The 7,729-nt window shown below is 66.8% G+C and carries 7 protein-coding genes; 3 read left to right on the top strand and 4 right to left on the bottom strand.

Annotation, left to right across the window (positions count from 1 at the left end; genetic code table 11):
• Positions 1 to 135 precede the first annotated feature (135 nt).
• The 3 genes from AB0876_RS15510 to AB0876_RS15500 form a co-directional block, all read right to left on the bottom strand.
• Entirely contained in the window at positions 136 to 1,185 is a 1,050-nt protein-coding gene (locus AB0876_RS15510; protein ID WP_491838555.1) for an NAD(P)-dependent alcohol dehydrogenase, read from the bottom strand.
• A gap of 163 nt (positions 1,186 to 1,348) precedes the next feature.
• On the bottom strand, positions 1,349 to 1,624 hold the full coding sequence (locus AB0876_RS15505; RefSeq protein ID WP_526042327.1) for a YciI family protein: 276 nt from the start codon (positions 1,622 to 1,624) through the stop codon (positions 1,349 to 1,351).
• 10 nt (positions 1,625 to 1,634) lie between these two features.
• Positions 1,635 to 2,708, bottom strand: coding sequence for an iron-siderophore ABC transporter substrate-binding protein (locus AB0876_RS15500; protein ID WP_491838557.1), 1,074 nt, complete (start codon positions 2,706 to 2,708; stop codon positions 1,635 to 1,637).
• 176 nt (positions 2,709 to 2,884) lie between these two features.
• On the opposite strand from AB0876_RS15500, the gene ctaD reads away from it, so the two are divergent.
• Genes ctaD through AB0876_RS15485 form a run of 3 tightly spaced genes read left to right on the top strand, consistent with a single transcriptional unit; the run spans position 2,885 to position 6,245 of the window.
• Positions 2,885 to 4,612 (top strand): aa3-type cytochrome oxidase subunit I, encoded by a 1,728-nt coding sequence (gene ctaD / locus AB0876_RS15495; protein WP_491838558.1) that lies wholly within the window; start codon positions 2,885 to 2,887, stop codon positions 4,610 to 4,612.
• Between the two features lie 42 nt (positions 4,613 to 4,654).
• Entirely contained in the window at positions 4,655 to 5,899 is a 1,245-nt protein-coding gene (serB, locus tag AB0876_RS15490) for a phosphoserine phosphatase SerB (protein WP_491838559.1), read from the top strand.
• Positions 5,900 to 5,936: 37 nt separating this feature from the next.
• A complete protein-coding gene (locus AB0876_RS15485) occupies positions 5,937 to 6,245 on the top strand; it encodes a hypothetical protein (RefSeq protein ID WP_055112661.1) in 309 nt (102 codons plus the stop codon).
• Positions 6,246 to 6,252: 7 nt separating this feature from the next.
• On the opposite strand, the gene yczR is transcribed toward AB0876_RS15485, so the two are convergent.
• A complete protein-coding gene (yczR, locus tag AB0876_RS15480) occupies positions 6,253 to 7,692 on the bottom strand; it encodes a MocR-like transcription factor YczR (RefSeq protein WP_526042326.1) in 1,440 nt (479 codons plus the stop codon).
• Positions 7,693 to 7,729 lie beyond the last annotated feature (37 nt).

Below are 7,729 nucleotides of genomic sequence, written 5' to 3'. Positions count from 1 at the left end.
CCGGGCCACCGGGCGATATCCACGAGCCATACCCGAGTGTCTCGAGAACAGACCGCCTAGTCACGCACCCGGGCAGGCGATTCTGCAACAGCCACCAGGTGACCGCAATCCGCGGCGTTGACGAAATGCCGCGACTCAGCCGCGCAGCGAGGCGGTGTCGATCACGAAGCGGTACCGCACGTCACTGGCGAGCACGCGCTCGTAGGCCTCGTTGATGTAATCGGGCTGGATGACCTCGATCTCCGGGGTGACGTCGTGCTCGGCACAGAAGTCGAGCATTTCCTGGGTCTCCGGGATCCCGCCGATCATCGAACCGGACAGGCTGCGGCGGTAGGCGCCCAGCGGGAAGAACGGCACCACCAGCGGCTTTTCCGGCGCGCCGAGTTCGACCAGGGTCCCGTCGGTCTTGAGCAGGCCCAGGTAGGCGCCGAGGTCCAGGTTCGCCGACACGGTGTTGAGGATCAGATCGAACTGACCGGTCAGCTTGCGGAAGGTGTCCGGGTCGCTGGTCGCGTAGTACTCGTCGGCGCCCAGTCGGAGGCCGTCTTCCATCTTCTTCAGCGACTGCGACAGCACGGTGACGTGCGCGCCCATCGCGTGCGCGAGCTTGACGCCCATGTGGCCCAGGCCGCCGAGGCCGATCACGGCGATCTTCTTACCCGGCCCGGCGTTCCAGTGGCGCAGGGGCGAGAACAGGGTGACGCCCGCGCACAGCAGGGGAGCGGCCTTGTCCAGCGGGATGCTGTCGGGGATGCGCAGGACGTAGTTCTCGTCGACGACGATCGCGCCGCTGTACCCGCCGTAGGTGGGGGTGCCGTCGCGCCCGGTCGCGTTGTAGGTGCCGATCATGCCGCTGCCGGTGCAGTACTGCTCAAGACCGGCCTTGCAGTTGTCGCACTCGCGGCAGGAGTCGACGAAGCAGCCGACACCGACATGGTCGCCGACCTTGTACTTGGTGACCTCGGAGCCGACCTCGGTGACGACACCGGCGATCTCGTGCCCGGCGACCACCGGGTAGTTCGGGGTGCCCCATTCGGCCTTCACCGTGTGGATGTCGGAGTGACAGATGCCGGCGAAGTGGATGTCGAAGGCCACATCATGCGGCCCTACCTCGCGGCGGGTGATCGTGGTCTTGGCCAGCGGTTCCGTCGCCGAGTTGGCGGCGTAGGCGTAAACAGTGCTCATCAAAGCCCTCTTTGCTCGTCGTCTGTACGTATCCCGGAAAAGATTAGTCCGGTTAACTGATCACTGCCTGTGACGGCAGTCCGGAGCGTGCAACGACGCAGGCGGCGGCGGTAATCCCGCTACCGCCTGTGACATATCTCCCGGATGATTACCGGGACGGGCATCACAGCCCAGGTGCGCGGAACGACCCGTTGAAGGAGACCCGCTCGCAGCGGATGAGTCCGGCCAGGGTGTAGGGATCGCGCGCGATCACGTCCTCGACCTCTTCTTCGCTGAGGTCTCCGGTAATCAGCACCGCACCGGTCGCCGATTCCAGACGCCCCGCCAGCACGATGCGGCCCGCGGCGACTTCCGCCTCGAGCCACGCCAGGTGGGCGGGACGGGTCTGGTCGACGACGTCGGCTGGTTGGGTGTACGTGGTGGTGAGGACGTGAAACACGTCCGTGAGATTAGTTGATCGGGGCGTTGACCCAGCGCAGATCGTCGAGGATGCCGCGGGCGGCCACGATGTTCTGCCCGGTCTGCCAGACCTCGTTGTTCACCACGAACACCCGGTTGTCCTTGGCTGCCGACAAATCCCGCCACGCCGAGCCCTGCAGGATCTTGGGCGCGTTGTCCCGAGCGGCCGCGGACGTGAACGAGACGTAGACGATGTCCGCGTCGGCGATGCGGTAGTCGGCGTCCGTCGTCCCCAGCTCGACGTAAGGCTTGTCGGTGAACCGTTGCGCGGCAGGGCGATCCAACCCCACTGCGGCGAGCACGCTGCCGGGGAAGGTGTCGGCCCCGTACACCCGGACGCTGTTCTCGGTCAGCTGCACCACCGAAGCCTGGAAGTGTGGGGCGTCGTTCTTCGCACCGGTGTCGCGGGCAGCGTCGTCGAACTTCCCGATCAGGTCGGCGGCGGCGTCGGCGCGACCCGTCGCCGCGCCCACCGCGCGCAACGTGTCCCGCCAGGCAGCGCCCGGTGCACCCGTGAACACCGTCGGGGCGATCGCCGACAGGGCGCCGAAAGACGCCGGAGTGAGCGCCGCCGAGCCCAGGATCAGATCAGGGTTGGCCGCCTTGACGGCATCCAGGTCCGGCGCGTTCCGCGAACCGGCCGGCGCCACCCCGTGCACGACGCCACCCAGGTAAGACGGTTGCTCGGACGAACCCTCCGGGAGTGCGGCGGCGACGATCCGGGACTGCAGGCCCAACGCGCACAACGCGTCCAGTTGGTCGCCGGACAGTGCCACGATGCGCTGGGGGTCGCCGCGTACCTCGGTGGACTCCGGGATGTCACCGCCCTCGGCGCGTGCGTTGCGGACCTCCCGCGCCGATTGATCGGCGGCGGCGGGCTCCGCTGCGCAGGACTCGTCGGGCTTGCGCTGATTACCCAGCACGCCGGAATCTGCGATCTTGGTGACGCTGGTAGAGATCGACGTCTGCGACTGCGACGTCTGCTCCGCCGAACCGCATCCACTGGCGAGTGTCGCGGCCGCAGCGATCACCGCGACTGCGGCGCGGGGTCGGTTCATCAGCACCGGCCGACCGTAACATTCACAGCCTTGCCGCTGGTCAGGGCCTCGCCATCGAAAGTCGCGACTCCGCGGGGCGACTCAGTACGACAGTTTGTAGGACCCACGGGCGCTCAAGCCTTCGGGAGCGTTAGGATTCAGGTCGATATGCGGGATTTCCCGACGAATCTTTGGAGGATCTCTTGGTAGCCGAAGCGCCCCCAATCGGAGAACTCGAGGCACGTCGTCCTTTTCCGGAACGGATGGGCCCCAAGGGCAACCTGATCTACAAGCTCATCACGACGACCGATCACAAGCTGATCGGCATCATGTACTGCGTCGTCTGCTTCGCCTTCTTCTTCATCGGCGGTCTGATGGCTCTGTTCATGCGTACGGAGCTGGCGATGCCCGGGTTGCAGTTCCTGAGCAATGAGCAGTTCAACCAGCTGTTCACCATGCACGGCACGGTGATGCTGCTGTTCTACGCCACCCCGATCGTGTTCGGGTTCGCCAACCTGGTGCTCCCGCTGCAGATCGGTGCGCCCGACGTGGCGTTCCCGCGGCTGAACGCCCTGTCGTTCTGGCTGTTCCTGTTCGGTGCGCTGATCGCCATGGGCGGCTTCATCACTCCCGGCGGTGCCGCGGACTTCGGTTGGACGGCCTACTCGCCGCTGACCGATGCCATCCACTCGCCGGGCGCCGGTGGTGACCTCTGGATCCTGGGTCTGGCCGTCGGTGGTCTGGGCACCATCCTCGGTGGCGTCAACATGGTCACGACCGTGGTCTGCATGCGTGCACCCGGTATGACGATGTTCCGCATGCCGGTGTTCACCTGGAACATCCTGGTGACCTCGATCCTGGTCCTGATCGCCTTCCCGATCCTGACCGCCGCACTGTTCGGCCTGGCTGCGGACCGCCACCTGGGCGCTCACATCTACGACCCGTCCAACGGCGGCGTCCTGTTGTGGCAGCACCTGTTCTGGTTCTTCGGCCACCCCGAGGTGTACATCATCGCGCTGCCGTTCTTCGGCATCGTGTCCGAGATCTTCCCAGTGTTCAGCCGCAAGCCGATCTTCGGTTACACCACGCTGATCTACGCCACCATCAGCATCGCGGCCCTGTCCGTGGCCGTGTGGGCACACCACATGTACGCCACCGGCGCCGTCCTGCTGCCGTTCTTCTCCTTCATGACGTTCCTGATCGCCGTCCCGACCGGCATCAAGTTCTTCAACTGGATCGGCACGATGTGGAAGGGCCAGCTGACGTTCGAGACGCCGATGCTGTTCTCGGTCGGCTTCCTGATCACCTTCCTGCTCGGTGGCCTGTCCGGCGTGCTGCTGGCCAGCCCGCCGATCGACTTCCACGTCACCGACAGCTACTTCGTCATCGCGCACTTCCACTACGTGCTCTTCGGCACCATCGTGTTCGCCACCTACGCGGGCATCTACTTCTGGTTCCCGAAGATGACCGGTCGGCTGCTCGACGAGCGCCTGGGCAAGCTGCACTTCTGGCTGACCTTCATCGGCTTCCACACCACCTTCCTGGTGCAGCACTGGGTCGGTGACGAGGGGATGCCGCGTCGCTACGCCGACTACCTGCCGTCCGACGGTTTCACCACGCTCAACGTGATCTCCACGATCGGTGCCTTCATTCTGGGCATCTCGACGCTGCCGTTCGTGTGGAACGTGTTCAAGAGCTGGCGCTACGGCGAGCCGGTGACGGTCGATGACCCCTGGGGTTACGGCAACTCGCTGGAGTGGGCGACCTCTTGCCCGCCGCCGCGGCACAACTTCACCGAGCTGCCCCGGATCCGTTCGGAGCGCCCGGCGTTCGAGCTGCACTACCCGCACATGGTCGAGCGGATGCGCGCCGAGGCCCACGTTGGCCGTGCGCATCACCCAGAGCTCGAGTCTGCGGACAGCTCCAGCTGACGGGTGGCAGCATCCGGGGGTGAGCACGTCGAAGGTGAATCGATGAACGGTGCTCCACGAGAGCGCTCGTCGGTATTGATCACCGTCACCGGAGTCGATCAGCCCGGTGTCACCTCGGCACTGTTCGAGGTGCTCGCCCGCCATCAGGTGGAACTGCGCAACGTCGAACAGGTCGTGGTCCGCGGCCGGCTCACCTTGGGTGTGCTGGTCGCGGCACCGATCGAGACGGTTGCGGGGGAGTCTCTGCGCCGTGACGTCGAGACGGCCATCCACGGCCTCGGCCTGGACGTGACGATCGAGCGCAGCGACGACATGCCGGTCATGCGCGAGCCGTCCACGCACACGATCGTGGTGCTGGGGCGTCCGATCACGGCCGAAGCGTTCAGCGTGGTGGCCCGCGCCGTGGCGGGTCTGGGCGTCAACATCGACACGATCCGTGGGGTGTCCGACTACCCGGTGACCGGGCTGGAGCTTCGGGTGTCGGTGCCGGCCGGGGCGGCCTACAGCCAACTGCAGACGGCACTGGCCCAGGTGGCCGTCGACGAAGGCGTCGACATCGCGCTGGAGGATTACAGCCTGGCCCGTCGGGCCAAGCGGCTCATCGTCTTCGACGTCGACTCCACCCTGATCCAGGGTGAGGTCATCGAGATGCTGGCCGCCCGGGCCGGGATGGAAGCCCAGGTAGCCGCCGTCACCGAAGCCGCGATGCGGGGCGAACTGGATTTCGCCGAATCACTGCACCGCCGGGTGGCGACCCTGGCGGGCCTGCCCGCGTCGGTCCTCGACGATGTCGCCGAACAGGTCGAGTTGACGCCCGGCGCCCGGACCACCATCCGGACCCTGCGGCGACTCGGTTTCCACTGCGGCGTGGTGTCGGGCGGCTTTCGTCAGGTCATCGAACCGCTCGCCCACGAACTCATGCTCGACTACGTGGCCGCCAACGAACTGGAGGTCGTCGACGGCAAGCTGACCGGGCGGGTCATCGGTCAGGTCATCGACCGGCCCGGGAAAGCCAAGGCGCTGCGCGATTTTGCCCAGCAGGTCGGCGTCCCCATGGAGCAGACCGTGGCCGTCGGCGACGGGGCCAATGACATCGACATGCTGGCGGCTGCCGGCCTCGGTGTCGCCTTCAACGCCAAACCGGCGTTGCGTGAGGTTGCCGACGCGTCGCTGAGCCACCCTTATCTGGACACCGTGCTGTTCATCCTCGGCGTCACCCGCGGCGAGATCGAGGCTGCCGACGCCCAGGACGGCGTGCTGCGGCGTGTCGAGATCCCCGAGGACTGACACCCCGTCGGCTCACCCCTGAAGTAGGGTGTGGGGCATGGCGAACTTGAAGCACACGGTTGTCGTTGGCGTGTTCGCCGTTGCGGCGGTTCTGGGTCAGTTGGCGGTTGCCGCCCCGGCCGAGGCCAAGCGATGCCCGTCGGGAACGGTGCAGACCAAGTTCGAGGGCGTGTGCGTGGCCGGTTCGTCCGGCGGCGGGATGGGCGCGGTGGCACCGCCGGTGATGGCGCCCAGCGCCGGGGGAACCAACATCACGAACCGGCCCGGTGAGCTGCCGACGGTGAACGGGATCCCGTGCACCATCGAGCACTACAGCACCTGCTACGCAATGTCGCAGCAGCCCTGATCGCTGACTAGACCACCAACGTCTGAGGTTGCGCGCTGAGCGTGCCGGTGATGCTGTGCCAGGCCCGCACCAGCAGGTGCACGGCCGCTTCGAGTTCAGGTTCCGGCAGCGCATAGGGCAGCCGGATGAACCGCTCCAACGTGCCGTCCACACCGAACCGCGGGCCTGCGGGCACATCCAGACCCAGGCGCATGGCCGCGGCCGACAACGCAGTGCTCATCGGCGCGGGCAGCTTCACCCACAGCGACATCCCGCCACGGCCGTGCCCCGGCTGCCAGTCCGGAAGCTCTCGCGAAAGCAGCGCCACCAGGAACTCCCGACGGGCGCGGATGATCTCGCGCCGTTCCGGAAGTACCTCGGCACGCATCGCGAGTAGTTTTGCCGCCGCGAGTTGTTCGAGGATCGGGGTACCGAGGTCCACCGACGGCCGGATCGCCGCGATGGTGGCCAGAGTTCCGCGCTCGGCGCGGATCCAGCCGACCCGCAGGCCACCCCAGAACGATTTCGACATCGAGCCGATGGTCAGCACCAGATCATTCCGGGGCACCGAGGCCGCCAGCGGCTCAGGCGGCGCCTCGTCGATCCACATGTCGGCGATCGATTCGTCGACGATGGTGCGGGTGCGGGTATCGGAAATGATCTGCCCCAACCGCTTTCGCTCGGCCGCGGGCATGGTGAACCCAGTCGGGTTGTGGCTGTCGGGAACCAGGTAGGCCAGGCTCGGCGCGAGCTGACGCAGTGCGGCCTGTACCGCGTCGAGTTCCCAGCCATGCTCGGTGAGCGCGACCGGAACCGCCCGTGCCCCGGCAGTCGAGATCGCCGACAGCGCACCGTGATAGGTGGGTTGCTCGACGAGGACCCGGTCCCCGGGCTGAGTGTGACTGGCCAGGATCAGCCCGATGGCGTGCTGGGCGCCGCTGGTCACCATGATCTGACTCGGGTCGGTGGGTAACCCTCTGGCGCAATACCTTTCGGCGATGGCCGCACGCAGGGGGACGACGCCCATCAGTTCGTGACCCGGCTCGCGCAGATACGGCGCGATGTCGCGGGCGGCTTCGGCGAAGGCTTCCAACACGGCAGTGCCCGGCGCGGACAACGCCGCGGCGGCCAGGCTGACCGTCGGCGTGGTGGCCTCGGGCTGGAGGTGACCTGCGGTGGGCAGCGCGGTGACGCTGCGGGCTCCGCGGCGGGCGTGCAGATAACCGTCGTCACGCAGCTGGGCGAAGGCCGCCGTGACCGTGGTGCGCGACACCCGCAGGGACTCGGCCAGTGCCCGCTCGGAGGGAATGCGTGACCCGACCGGAACGCGGCCGTCCACGATGAGCAGCCGGATCGCGTCGGCCAGGCCGAGGTAGGCGGGTCCACTTTGGCTGGAGGTACGCCAGTTACCTAGTTCGCGGGCCAAGAGGTCCACATCGAGGGCTCTGGTAGCCATATCTGCCGACATAATGAGGCCAGTATGGTCTAACTGGCTATTGCTGGAC

This window comes from Mycobacterium sp. NPDC049093, from assembly GCF_040704635.1.
In the GTDB taxonomy this organism is placed as follows: domain Bacteria; phylum Actinomycetota; class Actinomycetes; order Mycobacteriales; family Mycobacteriaceae; genus Mycobacterium.
This window is presented reverse-complemented; position numbering and strand designations above follow the sequence as displayed.